Below are 23,826 nucleotides of genomic sequence, written 5' to 3'. Positions count from 1 at the left end.
ATCTCTCTCGATTGCGGTTGCAAAGGTAGATATTTTTTTGAAACCTGCAATAGCTTTCATATCTTTTTTTCTAAAAAAGTGGGTTTATTGAGAATTATCCTGTACATTTGCAACTATTACGTAAAATAAAAATAGAATGAAAAATACACCAATTGAACGACATCTGATTGACGAAACCATAAATGAGTTTCAAATTGTCGATTTTTCTAAAGCTACAATCCGGGAAGTGAAAGCTATTGCTTCAAAGGCTGAAACAGCATCGGGAGTGGAATTCATTAAGATGGAAATGGGTGTTCCGGGACTTCCGCCTTCCGCGGTAGGAGTGAAAGCGGAAATTGAAGCCTTGCAGAAAGGCATTGCCAGCCTATATCCTGACATCAACGGATTGCCGGAATTGAAGAAAGAAGCTTCCAACTTTATCAAAGCATTTATAAATATTGATTTAAGTCCGGAAGGATGCGTACCCGTGACCGGTTCCATGCAAGGCACATTCGCTTCCTTCCTCACTTGCAGCCAATGTGATGAGAAGAAAGATACAATCCTGTTTATTGATCCGGGCTTTCCCGTACAGAAACAGCAGTTGGTAGTGATGGGACAAAAATATGAAACGTTCGATGTATATGACTATCGGGGCGAAAAGCTAAGAGAGAAACTGGAAAGTTATCTGAAAAGAGGAAATATCTCGGCGATAATCTATTCAAATCCCAATAACCCCAGTTGGATTTGCCTGAAAGATGAAGAATTGAAAATCATCGGTGAGTTGGCCACGCAATACGATGTCATCGTTCTGGAAGATTTGGCCTATTTCGCAATGGATTTCCGTCAGAACCTGAGTAATCCATACCAGGCACCATTCCAGCCGTCGGTTGCTCATTATACAGATAATTATGTATTGCTGATTTCAGGCTCCAAAGCATTCAGCTATGCCGGACAACGCATTGGCGTAAGCTGTATCTCCGACAAATTATATCATCGCAGCTATCCGGGGCTGACCAAACGTTACGGGGGTGGTACTTTCGGTACTGTCTTTATCCACCGGGTGCTTTATGCGCTTTCTTCGGGAACGAGCCATTCGGCACAGTTTGCCATGGCTGCGATGCTAAAAGCTGCCAATGAGGGACAATACAACTTCCTCGACGAAGTGAAAATATACGGTGAAAGAGCGAAGAAGTTAAAGGAAATCTTCCTTCGTCACGGGTTCCACCTGGTATATGACAACGATTTGGGCGACCCGATTGCAGACGGATTCTATTTTACAATCGGATATCCGGGAATGACCAGCGGCGAATTGGCTAAAGAACTTATGTATTATGGCGTAAGCGCAATATCATTAGTCACAACGGGAAGCCATCAGGAAGGTCTGCGGGCATGTACATCCTTCATCAAAGACCATCAATACGCACAACTTGACGAAAGGATGAAGCTATTTGCAGAAAACCATCCGGTAGCCTGACCGTTCGTTGGAAGATATTCATAAAAGCTACTCCTAAAATGAAAAAAAACGGAAAGAACGATTGTTATTCCGTTTTTTTTATTACTTTAGTGGCATGAATATAAACCAGGACATATTTAAGATTCAATCAAATAATGTGCTTCCGTCAAGAGGAAAGATTTTAATATCCGAACCTTTTTTACGTGATGCAACGTTTGGCAGATCCGTAATATTATTGGTCGACCACACAGAGGAAGGGAGTATGGGGCTGGTTGTCAACAAACCATTGCCACTCCTTCTCAATGATATTATCATGGAATTCAAATATCTCGATGAGATTCCGCTGTATAAAGGCGGGCCTGTTGCCACCGATACCTTGTTTTATCTTCATACATTAGCAGAGGTTTCCGGGTCTATTTCTATCAGCAAAGGTCTTTATCTGAACGGAGATTTTAACGAAATAAAGAAATACATTTTACAGGGGAATAAAATAAGTGAACACATCCGCTTTTTCCTGGGATATTCCGGTTGGGAAAGCAATCAGTTGCACAATGAAATTAAAGAAAACACATGGCTGGTTTCTGAAGAAGAAAAGTCTTATCTGATGAAGGATGACACTAAGGATATGTGGCGGAAAGCCCTAGAGAAGTTAGGCAGCAAGTATGAAACGTGGTCACGTTTCCCACAAGTGCCTACTTTCAACTGATTCATCATTTTTGTTTCTTGGGATTCAAATACTGAAAGAGCACTGCATCTTTGTAACAACCTCCCACCTGCAGCCAATTCTTTAATAACCCGCATTGGACGAAGCCACAAGATGTAAATAGCTTCATACAGACTTCATTGTCTACTGCTACGTGCGCATAAAGCTGGCTTAAAGAAAGGAAGTCAAAAGCATACTCGCAAAGCAACTTTAATGCGTCGGTGGCATATCCTTGTTGACGGTAATCCTTATGAACAGCGATTCCTACCTCTCCGCGCGAATGGAGAGGTACAAAATCCGTAATATCAATCGTGCCAAGTATGCAATGGTCGGACTTGCCCACAATCATCAGACGCAGTTGTTTATCCGCAAAGACATCACATTGTGAGCCTTCGATATACTGACGTAACACGTAACGGGAATAAGGAACTGTGAAGTTACTGATATCCCACATGGAAGGATCATTTTCCATTTCGTACATAACATCCATATCTTCCGGTTCTACTGCACGAAGATAGATGCGGTCGTTCATTAAAAAAGATTGTCTCATTCGTCCTTGTCTTTTGAGATGTGAAGTTCATTACGCAATTTCTTCTCGCCAGGCAGACAAAACAGAGAAGCCGTCAAGCCAATCAGCATACAAAGATTACCTGTGCTGCTCAATGTCAAATAATAGCATAGAAGATTGACAACAATAGCGATTTCGAGTATTCCCAACCGGACGATACTCCACTGCACATAACGTTTCAATGCAAGCAGAATCGTCATATTATCTATCTTCTTTTTAAGTACAAGACTAAATAGTTTCAGAGAAAGAGGCACACACAAGGCGGTCAGTAAGATGCCGATAGTTTCAAAGTAATAAGTAGCTTGCACATTCCCCTCAATGCTTCCTACGGGAATGAGTTCAAACTCCCCTGCCCCAAGCAGGAATGCCGGGAGTACCCAAAAGATAATATAACTGATATTCAAATTTCTGACAGCGCGTTTTATCTGTTCTTCCATGTCCGTTCTAAAATTCTAAAGATGATTTTGATTATATAGTTCCGGTGAAAACCGTCCGGTTCACAATGCTACGCCCCAAAGTGACTTCGTCGGCATATTCCAGTTCGTCTCCAACGGATATGCCGCGCGCAATCACACTGAGCCTGACTCCCAGCTTATCTAATTTGCGGTAGATATAAAAGTTCGTGGTATCTCCTTCCATTGTAGTGCTCAAAGCCAGGATAACTTCTTTGATTCCCCCTTCGGCTACCCGTTGCACCAGACTCTCTATTTGCAAATCGCTCGGCCCTACCCCATCCATCGGAGAAATGACACCACCCAGAACATGATACAATCCCCTGTATTGCTGGGTTGCTTCTACCGCCATCACGTCACGGATATTCTCCACCACACAAATAATGGATGCATCCCGCTGCGGATTAGCACAAATCTGGCAAGTTTCGGTATCGGATATATTATGGCAGACCTTGCAATATTTCACCTCGCGTTTCAGTGTTATAATGGAACTTCCGAACGCTTCCACCGTAGCCGTATCCTGACGGAGCAGATGCAGGACAAGCCTCATAGCCGTCTTGCGCCCGATGCCCGGAAGTTTGGAAAATTCGCCGACTGCCTTTTCAAGCAGTACGGAAGGATATTGTTGATTCATAGATAATAATTACTATTCCGTCGATAATTTGGCGCAAAGATACAGAATATTGTTTTAATACCTGCAAAAAATACTACCTTTGCAACCGTTATGATGATACTTATTACTATTATATGCTACTTTGCGGTATTATTATTAATAGCCCGTATCACCGGACGCAAAGGCAGTTCGAATGCAGCGTTCTTCAAGGGAGAGAACAAATCGCCCTGGTATGTAGTCTCTTTCGGAATGATCGGCGCCTCTATATCCGGAGTTACTTTCGTCTCTGTGCCGGGCATGGTACGCGGAATGGATATGACCTACCTGCAAACGGTATTCGGATTCTTTTTCGGATATATGGTAGTGGCACATATTCTGCTTCCTTTATATTATAAGCTCAACCTGACAAGCATATACGGCTATCTCGGCACACGCATCGGAGCACGCGCCTATCGCACCGGTTCCTTTTTCTTTCTGCTGTCGCGTATGCTGGGAACGGCTGCGAAACTCTATCTGGTCTGCTTGATTCTACACACCTATGTATTTCAGGAGATGAATGCTCCTTTCTGGACCATTGCCGTCGGTTCAGTGGCATTAGTATGGATATACACTTATAAAAGCGGGATAAAAACAATTGTGTGGACAGATACCCTGCAAACTTTCTGCCTGATTACAACACTGGTTTTCATCATTTATTTCACAATTCAAAAGTTGGACTTGAATTTCAGCGGCATTGTCCAGACCATTCAAAACAGCGGACACAGCCGGATATTCGTCCTCGATGACTGGATGTCACGGCAGAACTTTTTCAAGCAATTTTTCAGCGGCATCTTCATTGTGATTGTTATGACCGGACTCGACCAGGACATGATGCAAAAGAATCTTTCCTGCCGCAATCTGCGCGAAGCACAAAAGAATATATATTGCTACGGATTCTCATTCATCCCGCTGAACTTTCTTTTCCTGTGCCTGGGAATTCTACTGATAACACTGGCCGGACAAATGCAACTGGAACTACCTGCCATGAACGATGATATTCTGCCGATGTTCGCCACACAAGGTTACTTAGGACAATCCGTACTGATACTCTTTACTATCGGAATCATTGCAGCCGCTTTCAGCAACTCGGATTCTGCCTTGACAGCCATGACAACCAGTGTATGCATCGACTTGCTGGATACAGGAAAGGATAGCGAAGAAACGGCACGCCGCAAAAGAAATAAAGTGCATATATCTCTTTCAATCCTATTGGCTTTCTTCATTTGCCTGGTAGAGATGCTGGATAATAAGAGTGTAATTGATGCGATATACATCATCGCTTCCTATACATACGGCCCCCTGCTAGGTATGTTCGCCTTCGGACTGTTCACCCGGAGACTGACCGACGACCGCCTCGTTCCTTTCATTGCCATCGCCTCTCCACTGCTCTGTTATGCGCTGAACTGGTGGATAGCCAAAGAAACCGGATATAAATTCGGTTATGAATTGCTCATGTTAAATGGAACGCTTACCTTTGCAGGGTTGATGTTTATGTCCGGAAAAGCGAAAACGCTGGAAATATCATGAAAACAAGTACCCCAACGTTTATTATAAACAATATAATGAAGAAATAAATGACAAGAATATGGAAATAACAAGTGCAGAATTTGTGATTAGTAACACGGACGTGAAGAAATGTCCGGCAGGTATTTACCCTGAATATGCCTTTATCGGTCGTTCCAATGTAGGAAAGTCAAGCCTTATCAATATGCTGACCAACCGTAAAGGACTAGCCATGACTTCCGCTACTCCGGGCAAGACGATGCTAATCAATCACTTCCTGATTAACAAGAACTGGTATTTGGTTGATCTTCCGGGATATGGCTATGCACGTCGCGGACAAAAAGGAAAAGACCAGATACGTACCATAATCGAAGATTATATATTGGAACGGGAGCAGATGACAAATCTCTTCGTCCTGATAGACAGCCGTCTGGAACCGCAGAAGATAGACCTGGAGTTTATGGAATGGCTGGGTGAAAACGGTATTCCTTTCGCCATCATCTTCACTAAGGCCGATAAGCTCAAAGGCGGACGCCTGAAAATGAATATCAACTCATATCTGCGCGAGTTAGGTAAACAATGGGAAGAACTCCCACCTTACTTTATTTCTTCCGCAGAAGACCGTACGGGACGTACAGAAATACTTGATTACATAGAAAACATAAACAAGAATCTCAAGATTTAATGAAAATGAAAAAGAGTTTTTTATCATTTGCCTTCATGGCAGCATTTATGTTGATGGCTACTAATAGCCAGGCACAATCATGGTCGGACTTATTTAATAAGGACAACATTTCAAAAGTAGTGAATGCCATTACCGGAAATGCCGAATCTATCGACATGACAGGAACATGGAGTTATAAAGGCTCGGCCGTCGAGTTCGAATCGGACAACCTGTTGATGAAAGCAGGCGGGGCCGCCGCGGCTACTATGGCAGAAAACAAGTTGAACGAGCAACTGAGCAAAGTAGGCATCAAGGAAGGACAGATGAGTTTCACTTTTAACGCCGACAGCACTTTCACCAGCACAGTAGGAAAGAAGAAACTGAGCGGAACTTACTCTTACAATGCCTCTACCAAACAGGTAGACCTGAAATACCTGAAATTACTGAATCTGCATGCAAAAGTAAACTGTACCTCAAGCTCGCTGGAATTACTGTTCAACTCGGACAAGTTGTTGAAACTGATGTCTTTCATCGGCAGCAAGAGCAATAGTACAGCACTGAAAACAGTGAGTTCGCTGGCTGAGAATTATGACGGAATGATGCTGGGATTCCAGCTTGCCAAATAGCAAAAGCAAATCGTTTAATACTATTTCGCACTCCATAGAGTATATTTTAGGGGAAAAAGCATTACCTTTGACACCTGTAATCAAAAAAGAGAAGGAAAAATGAAAAAGATACTTTTTTTAATGACCTTATTAGTTATGGGTGTAAGTTTTGCATTTGCACAAACAAATGCAGACATCAAGTTTGACAAAACAACTCATGATTTCGGCAAGTTTTCAGAAAACAGCCCGGTGGTAAGTTGTACGTTTACCTTCACTAATATCGGTGATGCTCCTTTGGTCATTCATCAGGCAGTAGCCTCTTGCGGATGTACCGTACCCGAATATACAAAAGAGCCTATCATGCCGGGCAAAAAAGGCACGATTAAGGTGACTTACAACGGAACTGGTAAATATCCGGGACACTTCAAGAAGTCGATAACCTTGCGTACCAATGCCAAAACAGAGATGGTAAGGCTATATATCGAAGGTGATATGACACCAAAAGATGCCAAATAAGAAAAAACAGGCTATTACATAAAGGAGAATCTTTCGGTTCTCCTTTTTTTTTGTTTACTTTGAGGACGGAAATGTAAATTGACACATTAGCAAATTATAAAACTATGAAACAAGAAGAAGACAAATTCACCGGGTTACCCGAGAATGCGTTCAGAGAGTTAAAACCGGGGGAAGTCTACAACCCGTTGATGAGTCCCTCGAAAAATTATCCGGAAGTTAATTTCTGGTCAGTAGCATGGGGTATCGCCATGGCAATCCTTTTCTCGGCTGCCTCTGCCTATCTGGGCTTAAAGGTGGGACAAGTATTTGAGGCCGCTATTCCGATTGCGATTATCGCGGTAGGAGTTTCAGGAGCAGCCAAAAGAAAAAATGCGTTGGGAGAAAACGTAATTATCCAGTCTATCGGAGCCTGTTCGGGAGTAATCGTAGCCGGAGCTATCTTTACCCTGCCTGCTCTTTATATTCTTCAGGCCAAATATCCTGAAATGACAGTCACCTTCATGCAGGTATTCATCAGTTCCTTGCTGGGTGGCGTATTGGGTATCCTGTTCCTGATTCCTTTCCGGAAATATTTCGTCAGCGATATGCATGGCAAGTATCCTTTCCCGGAAGCAACTGCTACCACACAGGTGTTAATCTCCGGCGAGAAAGGCGGAAGCCAGGCCAAACCGTTATTGATGGCGGGCATGATCGGTGGATTGTATGACTTCATCGTAGCTACATTTGGATGGTGGAACGAGAATTTCACGACCCGTGTATGCAGTGCCGGAGAGATGTTGGCAGAAAAAGCCAAACTGGTATTTAAAGTTAATACAGGTGCTGCCGTACTGGGGCTGGGATATATTGTCGGATTGAAATACGCTTCTATCATTTGTGCCGGTTCACTGGCAGTATGGTGGATTATCATTCCGGGAATGTCCGCTATCTGGGGAGATAGTGTGCTGAATGCATGGAATCCTGAAATTACGGCTACTGTAGGGATGATGAGTCCGGAAGAAATATTCAAATATTACGCGAAAAGCATCGGTATAGGCGGTATCGCCATGGCGGGTGTGATTGGCATTATCCGTTCCTGGGGAATCATCAAAAGCGCCGTCGGACTGGCTGCCAAAGAAATGGGCGGTAAGGGCAATGTAGAAAAAAGCATCATGCGTACTCAACGGGACCTCTCGATGAAGATTATCGCAATAGGTTCTATCATTACGCTGATACTGATTGTACTGTTCTTCTACTTTGATGTAATGCAGGGTAATCTGCTACATACATTGGTAGCTATTGTTCTGGTAGCCGGCATTTCTTTCCTGTTCACTACGGTAGCCGCCAATGCAATCGCAATCGTAGGTACTAATCCTGTATCGGGAATGACGTTGATGACGCTGATTCTAGCTTCCGTAGTGATGGTAGCTGTCGGTCTGAAAGGACCTTCGGGCATGGTTGCCGCACTGGTAATGGGTGGCGTGGTATGTACTGCACTTTCGATGGCGGGTGGTTTCATTACCGACTTGAAGATTGGTTATTGGTTGGGAAGCACTCCTGCCAAACAGGAAACATGGAAGTTCCTGGGAACAATCGTATCGGCTGCAACCGTAGGCGGTGTGATGATTATCCTGAACAAGACATACGGATTTACAAGCGGCGCACTAGCTGCTCCGCAAGCTAATGCGATGGCAGCCGTTATCGAACCGTTGATGAGTGGTGTAGGTGCCCCGTGGTTGCTATATGGTATCGGTGCTGTCTTAGCTATTATTCTGACTCTTTGTAAAATTCCTGCATTAGCTTTCGCATTGGGTATGTTTATTCCATTAGAACTGAATGTGCCGCTGGTAGTGGGCGGAGCTGTCAACTGGTTTGTTACATCCCGCAGCAAGGATGCAACATTGAATACGGAAAGAGGAGAAAAAGGAACGTTGCTGGCTTCCGGTTTCATTGCAGGTGGCGCGTTGATGGGTGTTGTCAGTGCCGCTATGCGTTTTGGCGGAGTCAACCTTGTGAATGAAGCCTGGCTGAACAATACCTGGTCGGAAGTGTTAGCATTAGGAGCATATGCCCTGCTGATTCTTTATTTTATCAAGGCTTCAATGAAAGTTAAATAAATAGTATGAGGAGACTTCTATCCGTCATAGTATCGCTGGTCAGTGTAATGACCTTTGCACAGGAACAGTCTGCGGAGCTTGCTCCGCAGGACTCCGCAGCGATGTTACGAATCGGGAAGTCTTATCTAGGGACAAAATATGTAGCCAATACCTTAGACTGCGACGGAGAAGAGAAGCTGGTTGTCCGAACGGATGCGGTAGATTGTCTTACCTTCGTAGAATACACATTGGCACAGGCTCTTGGTCCATCTTTTGCTGAGAATCTGCAAAGAATACGGTACCGTGATGGTATCATCGACGGTTATCCTTCGCGATTGCATTATACGTCCGACTGGATTGATAACGGTATCCGGAACGGTTTCCTTACGGATGTTACCGCTGAGAATAATGCGCCTACAATGAAATTGTCTCTCTCATATATGTCCACCCATCCCAAGCAATACAGGAAATTGGCCGATTCACCGGAAAATGTGTTACGGATGGCTGAATATGAGAAAGCATTATCAAAAAAAACAGTACATTGGCTGCCGAAAAGCGAATTGCCGGAAAACGGATTGCCATGGATTATGGATGGAGATATTATTGCTATCACAACGAAATTGCCCGGTTTGGACATTGCTCACGTAGGAATAGCAGAATATAGAAACGGAAAGTTGCATCTGCTGCACGCTTCCTCCACATTAGGGAAAGTGGTTGTCAGCGATACGCCTCTCAGCCATATGCTCAATAATAATAAATCGTGGACAGGCATACGTGTCGTCCGGACGTCGCACTTAAAAAATAACTGATTATGAAACGAGTAAAACATTTCCTTCTCGCCTCGTGCCTATTCCCAGTCTTAGCGGGAGCACAAGATAGGGCAAGCACTTACCTCTTGGAATTAACTCCAAGTGCCTATTTTTTGGAACTTACTCCGGATGCCCAATCGGCAGGTATGGCAGGTACAGGATTAGCTATCACCGACAACGGAAGTACAGCAATCTTTCATAATGCTTCTACCCTCGCCTTTTCTATGGAAACAATGGGGACAAGTTATTCATATGCTGACATGAATAAAGATTATGCGTTGCACAGCGCGTCTATCTTTTATAAAATCGGAAGAGAAGGAAAGCATGGCTTTATGGTAGGCTTCCGCCATTTCAGAAGTCCAAAGCAGGAAGTAGACGGGGGACCTAATACCGGTTTCCGTCCTTATATATGGGATTTGGAAGCCGGATATTTTAGAAATGTAGCAAAAAACCTGTCTCTCTCCTTAACACTCAGATATTTGCAATCAAAATCCTGGCAAAGTGCAGACAGCAAGAGTTCCGTTTGTCTGGATTTTGGGGCTACATACCACCGCAACATGGCTCTTCTCGACGAAATGGCATCATGGAGCATCGGTTTCCAAGCTGCTAATATAGGGAAAAAGTTGGACGGATATAAACTTCCCGCCAAGTTGGGATTAGGGGGAGCAATCGACCTGCCATTCAGCATGGAGAACCGTTTGCAGGTAGCACTTGATTTCAACTATCTGCTTCCTAGCGAAATCCGTCATTTGCAAGCGGGCGTAGGAGCCGAATACAATTTCCTGAAATACGGAGTAGTCCGTGCCGGATATCATTTCGGAGATAAAGACAAGGGCATAGGCAACTATGGCACCCTAGGATGCGGAATCAACTTCTGGCCCATACGCGCCGATTTCTCTTATGCACTGGCGGATAAGGATTCCTTTATGCACCATACTTGGCAACTGGGAGTCGGAATAGTTTTCTAAGCTCCCCTTCGAGGCGTTGCTTCACTTCGTCCATAGGCACATCGTGCTTCAACTCTTGACGAAGAGAAGTGACGCCTTTATCTATAAATCCACAAGGATGAATATAGCTGAAATATCGTAAATCCGTATTAACGTTCAAAGCCAGTCCGTGCATAGTGACATAGCGGCTGCTCCTGACCCCTATCGCACAAATCTTACGGGCACGGGAAGTATCACCTTCCAGCCAGACGCCTGTCGCCTTCTCCAACCTTCCTGCTTCGATGCCATAAGACGCACACACGCGTATCACTGCTTCTTCCAACAGATGAACGTATTCTTTCAGTCCCAGCCCGAACTCCTCAAGGTTCAATATCGGATAGCATACCAACTGTCCGGGACCGTGATAAGTGATGTCTCCCCCTCTGTCAATATGATAAAGAGTCGCATCAATCGCTTTCAACTGTTCTTCACTCAGCAGCATATTATTTTCTTTCCCGCTACGTCCCAAAGTATAGACGTGGGGATGCTCGCACATGATTATACGGTTCTCATAGGCCTCACCCTGAGCTTTCGCCCGGACAACGCCGTCAAACCATTCCGTCTGCCGCTGCCATGCCTCGGCATACGGTATCAAATTCCAATCTATAAAAACTGTTTTCATAAAAACAAAGGTAAGAAATAAAAAGAAAATGTGTACATTTGTTGGTCGAATATAACAAACACAATTATGAAAATGGACTTTCCACAGGTAGATTTACCTACTGAAGTATTAGCATGGACGAATGTCACGGAAGATATTCTGAACATTTATAAGCAATCTTGCCGACTGCAGGCCTGCATTGTCGCCATTTGTACCGAAGGCTCGATGAAAGCCTCCATCAATCTGCTTGATTATGAAATCCGCCCCAATGACTTGATAACGTTATTACCGGGAACCATCATTCAATTCAGGGAAAAAACAGAAAAAGTATGTCTCTGCTTCGCCGGCTTTTCCGCTCATTGTGCCGGACGAATCAATCTGATGAAAAGTATCGGAAATGCCTACCCAAAACTTATCGAGCAACCGGTAGTGCCGCTTACCGAAGATATAGCCGGTTACCTGAAGGATTATTTTGCCCTGCTGGCACGTGCCAGTTGCAATGAAAACTTTGAAATGGCTCCGGAACTGGTAGAATTGGCTCTTCAGACTATTTTGACAAGTATACGGTTGATATATCATAATTATCCGGGAGAAAACAACAGTTCGAACCGTAAAAAGGAAATATGCCGGGAACTGATCCAATCTATCACCGAGAATTACAGAAACGAACGGCGCGCACAATTCTACGCGGACAAACTGGGAATATCCCTTCAGCATCTGAGTACCACAGTGAGACAAGTGACAGGGAAAAGCGTACTGGATACGATTGCTTACATCGTTATCATGGATGCCAAAGCCAAACTAAAGGGTACGAATATGACTATCCAGGAAATAGCTTATTCACTGAATTTCCCCACTGCTTCTTTCTTCGGAAAGTATTTCAGACGATATGTAGGAATGACACCATTGGAATTTAGAAATAGATAATGTTTATAACGATTAACGGAATAGTGATTAATGATGAATGATGAAGAATGAGTCGCTAATGATGAAAATAAATATCATTCATATAATGCACAGCCTGTTAATCACTAATCACTATCCCGTTAATCACTAAATTCTTCTTCTTCCCAAACTCAGTGAATTGAGCACTACACTCACACTGGAGAAAGCCATAGCGGCACTTGCCAGCATCGGATTCAATAATAAACCATTCAAAGGGAACAGGATACCGGCAGCGATAGGGATACCTATCAGATTATAGATAAATGCCCAAAAGAGGTTTTGGTGAATCAATTTGACCGTCTGCTTCGATAGTTGGAATGCTTTGGGAAGCAGCAACAAGTCGGATGTCATTAAAGTCACCATGGCAACATCCATGGCAATATCCGTCCCCTTCCCCATAGCAATACTGACATCTGCCAATGCCAGTGCTTGCGAGTCATTGATGCCATCACCCACCATAGCTACTTTCTTTCCCTGCAATTGCAACTCCTGCACAAAATCGGCTTTATCACCCGGCAGTGCATCGGCTACGAAACGTTCGATTCCCAAATGGGAAGCGACAGCCAGAGCCGTCCGTTGTCCGTCGCCGGTCAGCATACAGATATCAATGCCCTGCCGTTTCAGTTCTTTCACCGCTTCGGCAGAGGTCGCCTTTATCGGGTCGGAGACGGCAATAACAGCCAATAATTCATTCTCACAACCAAAGTAGATGATTCCGTTGCCGTCCGATTCATAACGAACCAGCATATCAGCCATTATATCAGTCATCGTGGCGCTGAAATCCCTTAGCAGTTTATGGCTGCCTACCCAATACACTTTCCCCTGATAGGAAACTTTTATACCTTTTCCTGTGATACTTTCAAAGCTGTCCAGTTTGGCAGGATTTACCTTTTCCCCGTCTTGAAGTGCAGCGACTATCGCACCGGCAAGGGGATGCTCCGATTTCATTTCCGCAGCCAGAAGCACATCTTTATAATGCGGCTCCTGAGATTGCGCCCATAACCATCCGGTGGCTGTGGGATGCCCTTCGGTCAGTGTTCCGGTCTTATCCAGCACAACGACGTCTACTTTACGCATCTGCTCCAATGCAACAGCATCCTTAATCAGGATATGCTGACTGGCAGCCTTGCCTATTCCTACCATCAATGCGGTTGGCGTGGCAAGTCCTAAAGCACACGGACAGGCAATCACGAGAACAGATACGGCGGACAGAACTCCATAAGATATGTATTCGCTACCGCCAATGACAATCCATAAGATAAATGTCAGGATAGCAATACCCAGCACGACAGGTACAAAAATCCCTGTTATACGGTCGACGATACGCTGTACGGGTGCTTTACTGCCCTGTGCCTCCTGTACCATATGGATGATACGCGCCAATACCGTCTCACTGCCGACCTGTGCCGCACTGATAATGAACGAACCGCGCTGATTGATAGTTCCCGCCAACACTTTATCGCCTTTCTTCTTTTCTACCGGAATAGGCTCACCGCTAATCATACTTTCATCGACATACGAATCGCCTTCGGCAAGTTTACCATCCACAGGAATCTGCTCTCCCGGACGAACGACTACCAAATCACCGACTTGCAATTGTTCAATCAGAATCTCCTCTTCTACTCCATTGCGCAGTACACGGGCTACTTTAGGCTGCATCCCCATCAGTTTACGAATAGCGGTGGAAGTATTTCCTTTCGCACGCTCCTCCATCAGCTTGCCGGTTAGAACGAAAGCTATAATCACCGCAGAAGCTTCATAATAAACATGCGGTTCCAGTCCGCGGGCATACCAGAATCCGGGAAAGAAGGTATTAAAAAGACTGAACAGAAACGCAATGGAAGTACTGAGTGCAACCAAAGTATCCATATTGCTCCGTCCTATCTTTGCCTGTTTCCACGCTCCGGTAAAGAAGCCACCGCCGAAAAAGACCATGACAGGGATAGCAAGTACCATCTGAATCTCATTCGAATATGGCATATGCATCAATATCATGGAGAATACCAGCAATGGCACGACCAAAATCCACGCACCAATCACTTTACGTTTCAAACGAACATAACGTTTATGCTGCTCCTCTTCCTGACGTTCTTCTTTATGGGCTTCTTCCACAATCAGATCGTAGCCTGCGGCAAGCACTGCCGCACGGATTTCCCCGGGAGTCAGTTTGTCTTTCTCATAAGAAACAGCCAATGTATTGGTAGCGAAATTGACGGAAGCCTCAGCAACTCCCGGCAATTTCTTCACTGTTTTCTCTACATTATTAGCACATCCCGCACAATGCATATTGAGCACGGGAAATGCCTTTTTTACTATATTACCCATATATAATTATTATTTTTCGGTCTTTCTCCTCTCCTCAGAAAAGGATTGAAGAAAGACCATCATTCATGTATAGAAACAAGGTAATACGGGTATTTGTTCAATTACTTCTTATCCGCTTTCTTATTGTCTTTCTTTGTTTCTTTTACAAATTCGGCTTCATAATTAAACTTGTTAAATCCCGCTTGCAAGTTCTTTACATTTGTCTTTTCAGCATCGTATGTGATGGTGACAGTCCGGTCTTTCACAACAGTGGAGATATCTTTCAGCCCTTTCTCAAAACGCATATTGTCCTTCACTTTCTTTTCACAGTTTTCGCAGTGCATCTGAGTCACTTTGAACACTACCACACGAATATCCTTTGCCATTACGGCAACTACACTCAAAAGAGCCACCACGCAAGTGACCATCCATCTTTTTGTTTTCATTTTTCTTATCAGTTTAAATGTTACTTATTTTCTTTTTATTCACTGTTTCTAGCCAAGTTGAAACGCAGTCCGATATATGCCTTCGCACCGTGCATCGGCCCCCATATCATGGTAGAATCAAAATTATCCCCCCACGGATTTGCCGCGTCGATAATCGGGTTCTTCTGCTTGAAGTTTGTCAGGTTCTCGCCACCTACGTATATAGACCAGCGGCGGAAATAGCGGGTCACTTGCAAACTAAGTTGTTCAAAGCTGCCATAACGGCGGTTCCACGACAGTTGTCCGTCTCCGAGTTCATAAGGAGCAGGCATTCTGCCACCACCATTCAACTGTAACGTTGCATCAAATTGCCAGATACCCAGTGGGGTCTGATAAGATGCAGTCAGCAGTCCTTTGTATTTGCTGGTCAAAGGTCTTTCCATCCGCTCGCCTTTGTAAGTGGTTTGCGCATCCGTCAACCGGTAAGCACCTGTCAGAGTAAATCCTTTGAAGAACGGATAACTCGCTTCCACTTGGAATACGTGCGAGTACGAACGCCCGTCCAAGTTGTAGAAAGACACTCCATGAGGATGACTGTCCATATCTACAACGACTTGTTTCAGAAAGTTCGTATAGTAGTATTCGGCGTTTATATTCAGTGTTTTACCGAATATCGGAATGTAAGTGGATACACTCGCGCCATAGTTCCATGCTTCTTCCATATCCAGATTCTTCGCAATCTCTACTTTACGACTGCTGGAAAGCAGGTAGTTGTTTTCTGCCAGTACATGATTCGTCCGATACCCTTTTCCGGCAGAGAGACGGAAATTTACATACTCATTCGGATTGTATTTGAGATGCGCACGGGGAGTTACAAAGAAGCCATGTTCGTTACTGTAATCTCCGCGAAGACCTGCCATCAGCATCCATTGGTCGTTCAAATTCAAGGTGTACTGTACGTAAGCTCCGGGAACGGCTTCTTTCTCAAAGGCTTTGAGAGGAGTGTTGTCCGCATTATTCTCCAGACGGTAATGCTGGTCATAAGCATCGTAATTGAAACTTAGTCCGGCAGAGAGGCTGTTCTGCTTATTAAACTCCGTTTCGAACATCAATGAAGCATAAACATTGGTTTGGTCTACGTTATAGAGCTTCAGTCCGTAATTAGCGTCCTGATTATGCAAAGAGGCAGAAAGAATCAAAGCCAGATTTGTATTCTTTTCCTTATTAAATATATAAGCGTTCTTGGTGAAGAACTCATAACGTTCCGTGTCAATGTTCACTTTATAAGGGTTATCGAAATGCATTCCGCCGTGATTGGCTTGTCCGCTGGTACGTGTTTCGGAAAGGGCTTTGATACCTGCCTGAAAGACATAATGGTCGCCCATATACGCCCACCGGTTCCACACGTTGTATTGCTCTACCTGCGGAATATCTACAAATCCATCGTCATTACCATCGTGAGCTTTTGTCTCGTTTTCATAATGTGCCAGCAAAGAGGTGCTCCAACGTTTGGAGATTTTCAGCGTAGCATCCGCATTGGCTTCATAACGATTGGTGGTGCTTGCGAAAAGATTAGCGGATACCCAGTCAGCTTCCGGCAATTGGGGTTTCTTGAACTCAACGTTAATCTGCCCTGTAATGGCTTCATAGCCGTTCTTCACGGAAGAGGTTCCTTTGGATACTTGTATGCTCTGCATCCATGGGCCGGGGACATAGCCCAAGCCATAAGGAGCAGCAGCCCCGCGATAGTTCGGAATATTTTCCGTCAGCATCTGCACATAAGTGCCGGACAGTCCCAACAATTTGATTTGCTTGGCTCCCGTTGCCGCATCGGAATAACTCACATCGACCGAAGGATTCGTCACGAAACTCTCTCCCAAGTTACAACAAGCGGCTCTGCTCAACTCGGCACTGCTTATCATATCTTCATTCATCACACTACTGCGTAGTTTCATTGTTCCCAGTCTTCGACTGACTACATTTACTTCATTCAGTTCCACTCCATCACGAAGCACGACATCCAGCTTCTGATTCCTGCTGTTCACATGAATCGTATCGTTCTGAAAACCGATAAAACTGACTATCAGCATATGGCTTTTGGAAGGTTTGGTGATAGAAAAACTTCCATCTTCCTTAGTAGTCACGCCTTGTCCTGTATTCATCCAAAATACGTTTGCTCCCGGAATTGCTTCCCCGGAACTATCTTTTACCGTCCCATGTACTTGCGCATGCATATTGCCTGCAAACAACAGGAACAGTCCTATTATCATATATTTCATTTTTTTCTAAACTTTCTTTCGAGATACAAAATTAGTTCATTTCTCATGCAACTTGGTTGCATTCAGTCTCACCTCACTTTCCGGCTTTAGTTCAGCAGAAAGCAAAGTCCTAAAAAAAGAAAGAAATAGTGGCTAAATAATATAGGTGGAATATAGTGCCAGCTTCTGTCGAGAACAGAGAGGTGGCGGCGAGGTAGGAATATCGTACTCTACCGATTTATCTGAATAGGTAAAAGTCAGTAAATAGCAGAACTGCGCACAGAAAAGGTCGACTGCTTGAGGTGAAACATTCAACTCAGTAGTATGTTTCATCAAGTCCAGCTTATAAATAGTAGCCGTACAGCCTTTTGTTTTGCAATCCTTCTTTGAGTCGCAAGTATGGGTTTTCTTACACTTCGGACAACCTGTGTCACAACAGCTTTTCACCGTCTCACAACGGGCGCAACAATAGTGCACAATAGATACTCCCGCCCCTGAATAGATAATCAAGAGGGAAAGGATCAATGCTGTTATGTAAGCTAACCTTTTCATATCAAGGGACAAAGATAAGAATAAAAACAAATTAAATATTATAATTTATAGAAAAAATAAGCATAATGTCACATATGTTACAATTCAGAATCCACCTCTTCCCTATCTTTGCAGAAAAAAGATAGATTATAGATTATGGAACAATTACATGCTCATGAAGTCCTTCATATGATGGAAGGAAATAGCTACTCGGAATCATCATTGCGGGAAGCAATTATTAAGAAGTTTGGCGAACAGCAACATTTCTATGCTTGCTCGGCAGAAGATATGGATGTGGATACCCTGATAGAGTTTCTTAAAATGAAAGGTAAGTTCATGCCTGCCGAAGATGGATTTACCGTAGATATAACGAAGGTTTGCAAACACTGATTCCGATTTCTGCAATTCAAAAAGAGAAAGCTATGCACTCATGTATGACAAACAGTGAGTGTATGGCTTTCTTCTTTTTAAAATAGCTGAATATTTTTCTGTATTTATTAGTCCGATTCGTGAATTTCATCTATATTTGTCAATAGTGAATGAGACAGCAAATGTGTAATTTATAGAAAAAACGAGTATGAAAAAACAATATGTCAGCCTGCTTGCTATTATACTTTCGGTAAGCGGCTTTTTGTTTTCTTGCCATGACAAGATGAACAAAAATACAGGTGCGTTACAATTCGACAGTATCCAGGTGAATAAGACGGCACACCTGTTCAACGATACAGCCAAACCGGCTTGTAATATTATTATCAATTTCGCCTATCCCGTCAAGTCATCGGATGATATGCTGAAAGACAGTCTGAATACTTATTTCATATCCGCTTGTTTCGGTGATAAGTATATAGGAGAGAAACCGGAAGAGGTTATAAAGCAATATACTGAAAATTATATCAGTGAATATCGCCGCGACTTGGAGCCGATGTACACAGAGGACGAGAAAGACAAAGAAGACGAAGCTTCCATCGGTGCCTGGTATTCATATTATAAAGGCATCGAAAGCCACGTGCAACTGTACGAGAAAGACCTGCTTGTATATCGCATCGACTACAATGAATATACCGGTGGTGCACACGGCATCTATATGACGACTTACCTGAATATGGATCTTACACTGATGCGTCCACTTCGTCTTGATGACATTTTCGTCGGAGATTACAAAGACCCATTGACCGACCTGATTTGGAACCAGCTCATGGCCGACAACAAAGTGACGACTCACGAAGCCTTAGAAGATATGGGATATGCTTCGACCGGCGACATCACTCCGACCGAGAATTTCTATCTGAGCAAAGAAGGCATTACCTTCTATTATAATGTATATGACATTACTCCCTATTCTATGGGCCCCGTAAAGGTGACAATTCCATTCCCTATGTTGGAGCATCTTCTCGGCAGCAACCCGATTCTGGGAGAACTGAAAGATTAAACTTCATAAAAGAACGAAAACCAATGAATATCCTGTCGTTACTATACAGATGGTAATATAGGCGGATATTCATTTATATAATTTCTAATTAGTAATTTGTAATTGATAAAAGTGGAAATCATAGAGAAATACTTCCCTGAGTTGACAGAAGAGCAACGCAAACAATTTGCTGCTCTATATGACCTCTACATCGACTGGAATTCGAAAATCAACGTTATCTCACGCAAGGACATCGAGAATTTGTATGAGCACCATGTGCTCCATTCGTTAGGTATTGCCAAAGTAATCCAGTTCCGTCCCGGAACCAGCGTCATGGACTTGGGTACAGGCGGCGGTTTCCCAGGCATTCCTTTGGCGATATTATTCCCCGAAACAAAGTTCCATCTCGTAGACAGTATCGGTAAAAAAGTACGCGTAGCAACGGAAGTGGCTAATGCCATCGGACTGAAAAACGTTACTTTCCGCCATGCGCGCGCGGAAGAGGAGAAACGTACGTTCGACTTCGTTGTCAGCCGAGCCGTAATGCCCCTGGCGGATTTGGTTAAGATTATCAAAAAGAATATTTCTTCCAAACAGCAGAATGCATTGCCCAACGGACTGATCTGTCTCAAAGGCGGTGAACTGGAACACGAAACGATGCCGTTCAAACATAAGACAATGGTTCACAGCCTGAGCGACAACTTCGAAGAAGAGTTCTTTGAAACCAAAAAAGTGGTATACGTTCCTGTTTAAAGACTATTAGTTGTTCTGAATAAGATTAATCATAGAAAAGAACCATGAAAATAAAAAGGTTTGAATTTAATATGTTTCCCGTAAATTGCTATGTGTTATGGGACGAAACAAAAGAAGCAGTCGTCATTGATCCGGGCTGTTTCTACGAAGAAGAGAAACAAGCACTAAAGAAGTTCATTCTCACGAACGGACTGACCGTAAAGCATCTTCTGAATACTCACTTACATTTGGATCATATCTTCGGAAATCCGTTCATGCTGAAAGAATTCGGCTTGTCGGCAGAAGCGAACAAAGCGGATGAGTACTGGATTGACGAAGCGCCGAAACAAAGCCGCATGTTTGGTTTTCAGTTGCAGGAAGCCCCAGTGCCGCTGGGAAAATATCTGCACGACGGTGATATTATCACTTTCGGACACACCCAACTGGAAGCAATCCACGTGCCCGGACACTCGCCCGGCAGCCTGGTGTATTATTGCAAAGAAGACAACTGTATGTTTTCCGGCGATGTTCTGTTTCAAGGCAGTATCGGTCGCGCCGACCTTACAGGTGGCAACTTCGACGAACTGATAGAGCATATTTGCAGCCGTCTTTTCGTCCTTCCCAACGAGACAGTCGTATATCCGGGACACGGTGCCCCCACGACCATCGGGATGGAAAAAGCAGAGAACCCATTTTTCAGATAAAACAATAAAATCCCCCTATTAATATGAAAACCGATTTGTTAGCTAGCCGTCACATCGGCATCAATGAACAAGACACAGCCGTAATGCTCCGCAAAATTGGAGTAGAATCACTGGACGAACTTATTGATAAAACAATTCCTGCCAATATCCGGCTGAAAGAGCCGTTAGCATTGGCGAGTCCGCTGACGGAATACGAATTTGGAAAACACATCGCCGCACTGGCAAGTAAAAACAAACTATACACCACCTATATCGGTCTAGGCTGGTACAATACGATTACACCTGCCGTTATCCAACGGAATGTATTCGAGAATCCGGTGTGGTACACTTCCTACACTCCTTATCAGACTGAAGTGTCGCAAGGACGCCTGGAAGCATTGATGAATTTCCAGACAGCCATATGTGACCTTACCGCCATGCCGCTTGCCAACTGTTCGCTACTAGACGAAGGAACTGCCGCTGCCGAAGCTGTCAGCATGATGTATGCCCTGCGTTCCCGTGCCCAACAGAAATCGGGTGCAAACGTTGTCTTTGTGGACGAAAATATTTTCCCGCAAACACTGGCTGTCATGACTACACGTGCCGTACCACAAGGTATCGAACTGCGCGTAGGCAAATATAAAGATTTTGAACCCTCACCGGAAGTCTTCGCCTGCATCCTGCAATACCCTAATTCCAACGGAAACGTAGAAGATTATACCGCATTTACAGAAAAAGCGCATGCAGCCGAATGCAAAGTAGCTGTCGCAGCCGATATTCTGAGTCTTGCCCTGCTGACTCCACCGGGAGAATGGGGAGCGGACATCGTATTCGGAACGACCCAGCGCCTGGGCACACCGATGTTCTATGGCGGCCCGTCTGCCGCTTACTTCGCCACAAGGGACGAATACAAACGGAATATGCCGGGACGTATCATCGGATGGTCGAAAGATAAATACGGCAAACTCTGTTACCGCATGGCTTTGCAGACACGCGAACAGCACATCAAGCGGGAAAAAGCGACATCGAATATCTGTACGGCACAAGCCCTGTTGGCTACAATGGCAGGCTTTTATGCCGTTTACCACGGGCAGGAAGGTATTTCAACCATTGCTTCGCGCATCCACAGCATCACCGTATTCCTCGACAAGCAGTTGAAGAAATTCGGATATACCCAAGTAAACGCACAATATTTCGACACATTGCGTTTTGAACTGCCCGAACACGTTTCGGCACAGCAGATTCGTACGATTGCACTTAGCAAAGAGGTAAATCTGCGCTATTATGAGAATGGGGATGTAGGTTTCAGCATTGACGAAACTACGGATATTGCAGCCGCTAATGTGTTGCTTTCCATCTTTGCCATCGCTGCCGGAAAAGATTATCAGAAAGTAGATGATATTCCCGAGAAAAGCATCATCGACAAGGCTTTGAGACGGACGAGTCCTTTCCTTACTCACGAAGTATTCAGCAAATATCATACGGAAACGGAGATGATGCGTTATATCAAACGTTTGGACCGCAAGGATATTTCACTGGCTCACTCTATGATTTCCCTCGGCTCATGCACGATGAAATTGAACGCTGCTTCGGAGATGCTGCCTTTAAGTTGTTCAGAGTTCATGGGTATGCACCCGTTGGTTCCCGAAGACCAGGCAGAAGGATACCGCGAACTGATAAAGAACCTGAGTGAGGATTTGAAGATTATCACCGGTTTTGCAGGAGTCAGCCTACAACCGAATTCGGGTGCTGCGGGCGAATATACCGGCCTTCGCGTGATTCGAGCTTACCTTGAGAGTATCGGCCAGGGACATCGGAACAAAGTTCTGATTCCGGCATCGGCTCACGGGACAAATCCCGCATCGGCTATTCAGGCAGGATTTACGACCGTTACTTGTGCCTGCGATGAGTTAGGAAATGTGGATATGAACGATTTGCGTGCCAAAGCAGAAGAGAATAAGGATGAATTAGCCGCATTAATGATTACCTATCCCTCTACTCATGGTATTTTTGAAACGGAGATAAAGGAGATTTGCAATATTATCCATGCGTGTGGCGCACAAGTATACATGGATGGCGCTAACATGAACGCACAAGTAGGACTGACCAATCCGGGATTTATTGGCGCTGATGTCTGCCATCTGAATCTTCACAAGACATTCGCTTCTCCTCATGGCGGTGGCGGCCCGGGAGTAGGTCCCATCTGCGTAGCAGAACATCTGGTTCCTTTCCTGCCCGGACATGGCATCTTCGGAAATGCACAAAACCAGGTTTCTTCGGCTCCGTTCGGAAGTGCAGGCATTCTGCCTATCACATACGGATATATCCGCATGATGGGTACGGACGGTCTGACACAGGCTACCAAAATAGCGATTCTGAATGCGAATTATCTGGCTGCTTGCCTGAAAGACACTTATGGTATCGTCTATTGCGGAGCAAACGGTTTTGTGGGACACGAAATGATTCTGGAATGTCGCAAAGTACACGAAGAGACAGGTATTTCGGAGAATGACATCGCAAAACGTCTGATGGATTACGGCTACCATGCCCCTACCCTTTCTTTCCCCGTTCACGGTACATTGATGATTGAGCCTACGGAAAGCGAAAGCCTTGCCGAACTGGACAACTTCGTAGATGTCATGCTGAATATCTGGAAAGAAATTCAGGAAGTGAAGAATGGTGAAGCAGACAAGAATGACAATGTATTGATTAATGCTCCGCACCCCGAATATGAAGTGGTCAATGACCTTTGGGAACATTCATACACACGCGAGAAAGCTGCTTATCCGATAGAGAGTGTACGTGAGAATAAATTCTGGATAAACGTGGCACGTGTAGATAATACGTTAGGAGACCGCAAATTGTTGCCGACCCGTTACGGAACATTCGATTGATATGCACCTCTGAGGCATCTCGGAGAGCATGGCGTTTTATAAAAGCTAAAGCGGCGTTTTAGGAGTCCTAAAGCGCCGCTTTA

The 23,826-nt window shown here is 44.4% G+C and carries 23 protein-coding genes; 15 read left to right on the top strand and 8 right to left on the bottom strand.

Translation table 11 applies throughout. The features are described from left to right. Positions 1–136: 136 nt before the first annotated feature. Both ACGHVY_RS06585 and ACGHVY_RS06580 read left to right on the top strand, forming a co-directional pair. Positions 137–1,453, top strand: a complete 1,317-nt coding sequence (locus ACGHVY_RS06585; RefSeq protein WP_308743833.1) for a pyridoxal phosphate-dependent aminotransferase — start codon at positions 137–139, stop codon at positions 1,451–1,453. A gap of 94 nt (positions 1,454–1,547) precedes the next feature. After that, on the top strand, positions 1,548–2,138 hold the full coding sequence (locus ACGHVY_RS06580; RefSeq protein ID WP_308743834.1) for a YqgE/AlgH family protein: 591 nt from the start codon (positions 1,548–1,550) through the stop codon (positions 2,136–2,138). A gap of 4 nt (positions 2,139–2,142) precedes the next feature. Here the strand turns inward: ACGHVY_RS06580 and ACGHVY_RS06575 are convergent, their stop codons facing one another. Genes ACGHVY_RS06575 through recR form a run of 3 tightly spaced genes read right to left on the bottom strand, consistent with a single transcriptional unit; the run spans position 2,143 to position 3,789 of the window. Beyond that, positions 2,143–2,685, bottom strand: a complete 543-nt coding sequence (locus tag ACGHVY_RS06575) for a GNAT family N-acetyltransferase (protein WP_308743835.1) — start codon at positions 2,683–2,685, stop codon at positions 2,143–2,145. Then, positions 2,682–3,140, bottom strand: coding sequence for a hypothetical protein (locus ACGHVY_RS06570; protein WP_308743836.1), 459 nt, complete (start codon positions 3,138–3,140; stop codon positions 2,682–2,684). The genes ACGHVY_RS06575 and ACGHVY_RS06570 overlap by 4 nt, the downstream gene beginning before the upstream one ends. Positions 3,141–3,171: 31 nt before the next feature. Then, entirely contained in the window at positions 3,172–3,789 is a 618-nt protein-coding gene (gene recR / locus ACGHVY_RS06565; protein ID WP_308743837.1) for a recombination mediator RecR, read from the bottom strand. A 90-nt stretch (positions 3,790–3,879) separates the two neighbouring features. Here recR and ACGHVY_RS06560 point away from each other — a divergent pair, with 90 nt between their 5' ends. From ACGHVY_RS06560 to ACGHVY_RS06530, 7 genes are all read left to right on the top strand, one after another. Continuing rightward, a complete protein-coding gene (locus tag ACGHVY_RS06560) occupies positions 3,880–5,334 on the top strand; it encodes a sodium:solute symporter (protein WP_390597942.1) in 1,455 nt (484 codons plus the stop codon). Between the two features lie 58 nt (positions 5,335–5,392). Further along, positions 5,393–5,995: a ribosome biogenesis GTP-binding protein YihA/YsxC gene (yihA, locus tag ACGHVY_RS06555; protein ID WP_308743839.1), complete on the top strand. Its 603-nt coding sequence runs from the start codon at positions 5,393–5,395 to the stop codon at positions 5,993–5,995. Continuing rightward, positions 5,995–6,600 carry a DUF4923 family protein gene (locus ACGHVY_RS06550; protein WP_374047347.1) on the top strand — a complete coding sequence of 202 codons (606 nt, stop codon included), beginning with the start codon at positions 5,995–5,997 and terminating at the stop codon, positions 6,598–6,600. Before yihA ends, ACGHVY_RS06550 begins: the two co-directional genes overlap by 1 nt. 99 nt (positions 6,601–6,699) lie before the next feature. Further along, entirely contained in the window at positions 6,700–7,095 is a 396-nt protein-coding gene (locus ACGHVY_RS06545; protein WP_308743841.1) for a DUF1573 domain-containing protein, read from the top strand. 104 nt (positions 7,096–7,199) lie between these two features. Further along, positions 7,200–9,188 (top strand): OPT family oligopeptide transporter, encoded by a 1,989-nt coding sequence (locus tag ACGHVY_RS06540; protein ID WP_390597939.1) that lies wholly within the window; start codon positions 7,200–7,202, stop codon positions 9,186–9,188. 47 nt (positions 9,189–9,235) lie between these two features. Further along, positions 9,236–9,976 carry a DUF1460 domain-containing protein gene (locus ACGHVY_RS06535; RefSeq protein ID WP_308743848.1) on the top strand — a complete coding sequence of 247 codons (741 nt, stop codon included), beginning with the start codon at positions 9,236–9,238 and terminating at the stop codon, positions 9,974–9,976. A 2-nt stretch (positions 9,977–9,978) separates the two neighbouring features. Then, positions 9,979–10,944: a PorV/PorQ family protein gene (locus ACGHVY_RS06530; protein WP_390597937.1), complete on the top strand. Its 966-nt coding sequence runs from the start codon at positions 9,979–9,981 to the stop codon at positions 10,942–10,944. Here ACGHVY_RS06530 and lipB read toward each other — a convergent pair. Continuing rightward, positions 10,901–11,584: a lipoyl(octanoyl) transferase LipB gene (gene lipB, locus ACGHVY_RS06525; protein ID WP_308743844.1), complete on the bottom strand. Its 684-nt coding sequence runs from the start codon at positions 11,582–11,584 to the stop codon at positions 10,901–10,903. The two genes, ACGHVY_RS06530 and lipB, sit on opposite strands and share 44 nt — an antisense overlap. Before the next feature lie 66 nt (positions 11,585–11,650). Between lipB and ACGHVY_RS06520 the strand changes: the two genes are divergently transcribed. Then, positions 11,651–12,490: a helix-turn-helix domain-containing protein gene (locus ACGHVY_RS06520; protein WP_308747252.1), complete on the top strand. Its 840-nt coding sequence runs from the start codon at positions 11,651–11,653 to the stop codon at positions 12,488–12,490. Between the two features lie 126 nt (positions 12,491–12,616). Here ACGHVY_RS06520 and ACGHVY_RS06515 read toward each other — a convergent pair whose 3' ends face one another. The 4 genes from ACGHVY_RS06515 to ACGHVY_RS06500 all read right to left on the bottom strand — a co-directional run bounded on the left by ACGHVY_RS06515 (position 12,617) and on the right by ACGHVY_RS06500 (position 18,047). Continuing rightward, a complete protein-coding gene (locus ACGHVY_RS06515; RefSeq protein ID WP_390597935.1) occupies positions 12,617–14,833 on the bottom strand; it encodes a heavy metal translocating P-type ATPase in 2,217 nt (738 codons plus the stop codon). A gap of 101 nt (positions 14,834–14,934) precedes the next feature. After that, complete coding sequence (locus tag ACGHVY_RS06510; RefSeq protein WP_390597934.1) at positions 14,935–15,258, bottom strand: heavy-metal-associated domain-containing protein; 324 nt, start codon at positions 15,256–15,258, stop codon at positions 14,935–14,937. Positions 15,259–15,293: 35 nt separating this feature from the next. Then, a complete protein-coding gene (locus tag ACGHVY_RS06505) occupies positions 15,294–17,516 on the bottom strand; it encodes a TonB-dependent receptor domain-containing protein (RefSeq protein ID WP_390597932.1) in 2,223 nt (740 codons plus the stop codon). Between the two features lie 132 nt (positions 17,517–17,648). Further along, the gene (locus ACGHVY_RS06500) at positions 17,649–18,047 is read right to left on the bottom strand and encodes a hypothetical protein (protein WP_308747256.1); all 399 of its coding nucleotides are present in this window, start codon (positions 18,045–18,047) and stop codon (positions 17,649–17,651) included. A 135-nt stretch (positions 18,048–18,182) separates the two neighbouring features. Here ACGHVY_RS06500 and ACGHVY_RS06495 point away from each other — a divergent pair, with 135 nt between their 5' ends. From ACGHVY_RS06495 to gcvP, 5 genes are all read left to right on the top strand, one after another. After that, entirely contained in the window at positions 18,183–18,416 is a 234-nt protein-coding gene (locus ACGHVY_RS06495) for a YecH family metal-binding protein (protein ID WP_308747257.1), read from the top strand. A gap of 187 nt (positions 18,417–18,603) precedes the next feature. Then, on the top strand, positions 18,604–19,455 hold the full coding sequence (locus ACGHVY_RS06490) for a DUF3298 domain-containing protein (protein WP_390597930.1): 852 nt from the start codon (positions 18,604–18,606) through the stop codon (positions 19,453–19,455). 111 nt (positions 19,456–19,566) lie between these two features. Beyond that, entirely contained in the window at positions 19,567–20,187 is a 621-nt protein-coding gene (gene rsmG / locus ACGHVY_RS06485) for a 16S rRNA (guanine(527)-N(7))-methyltransferase RsmG (RefSeq protein WP_390599655.1), read from the top strand. A 44-nt stretch (positions 20,188–20,231) separates the two neighbouring features. Next, positions 20,232–20,870 carry an MBL fold metallo-hydrolase gene (locus ACGHVY_RS06480; RefSeq protein WP_044655322.1) on the top strand — a complete coding sequence of 213 codons (639 nt, stop codon included), beginning with the start codon at positions 20,232–20,234 and terminating at the stop codon, positions 20,868–20,870. 23 nt (positions 20,871–20,893) lie between these two features. After that, on the top strand, positions 20,894–23,743 hold the full coding sequence (gene gcvP, locus ACGHVY_RS06475; protein WP_390597928.1) for an aminomethyl-transferring glycine dehydrogenase: 2,850 nt from the start codon (positions 20,894–20,896) through the stop codon (positions 23,741–23,743). Positions 23,744–23,826 lie beyond the last annotated feature (83 nt).

This window comes from Bacteroides sp. f07 (assembly GCF_042854785.1).
Lineage (GTDB): Bacteria > Bacteroidota > Bacteroidia > Bacteroidales > Bacteroidaceae > Bacteroides.
The sequence above is the reverse complement of the archived record's forward strand: the minus strand, read 5'-3'. Positions and strand labels throughout refer to the sequence as shown.